The organism is Rhodococcus sp. T2V, assembly GCF_029269925.1.
Classification (GTDB): domain Bacteria; phylum Actinomycetota; class Actinomycetes; order Mycobacteriales; family Mycobacteriaceae; genus Rhodococcus_F; species Rhodococcus_F koreensis.
On the sequence record NZ_JARJBD010000546.1, the window covers coordinates 1 to 425 of the forward strand.

Sequence of the window (425 nt, forward strand, 5' to 3'; positions counted from 1 at the left end):
GCGGGGTGACCGGTGATGGCCTCCTCGGAGCAGACGAAGCAGACGAAGCAGACGAAGCAGACGAAGCAGACGAAGCAGACGACCGGGGTGTATGTCTACGGCATCGTCCCGGCCGACGTCGAGGTCGCCGACGGTGCGACCGGACTGTTTCGTTCCCGCATGTGGAACGGCAGACGCTCATGGGTGGAACACTGACAAGCATTCTTTTCACTGCTGCCGGCCCGAGTGTCGGTGGGAGAAGAGTTATATCGGCATACTGTTGGGTCCTGAGAGAACACGCAAGTCGGCGCCCTTCCGTAAACGGGCCCGCCGCTCGGTGACGTCACTCGGCCAGTGGGGTTGGGACACCCGTCCGCACGACGAGGTCGATGGCTGCACGGCACCCTGCTCGACCGCAGCCGGCCGCTGTGGGAGATGCACCTGAT

The 425-nt window shown here is 63.8% G+C and carries 1 protein-coding gene and 1 pseudogene; both read left to right on the forward strand.

Annotated elements, in window-relative coordinates:
- The first annotated feature begins 15 nt into the window (after positions 1-15).
- Positions 16-195 (forward strand): hypothetical protein, encoded by a 180-nt coding sequence (locus tag P3H15_RS55335; protein WP_346348903.1) that lies wholly within the window; start codon positions 16-18, stop codon positions 193-195.
- An 82-nt stretch (positions 196-277) separates the two neighbouring features.
- Positions 278-425, forward strand: a pseudogene (locus P3H15_RS55340) (wax ester/triacylglycerol synthase domain-containing protein); the annotation flags it as partial.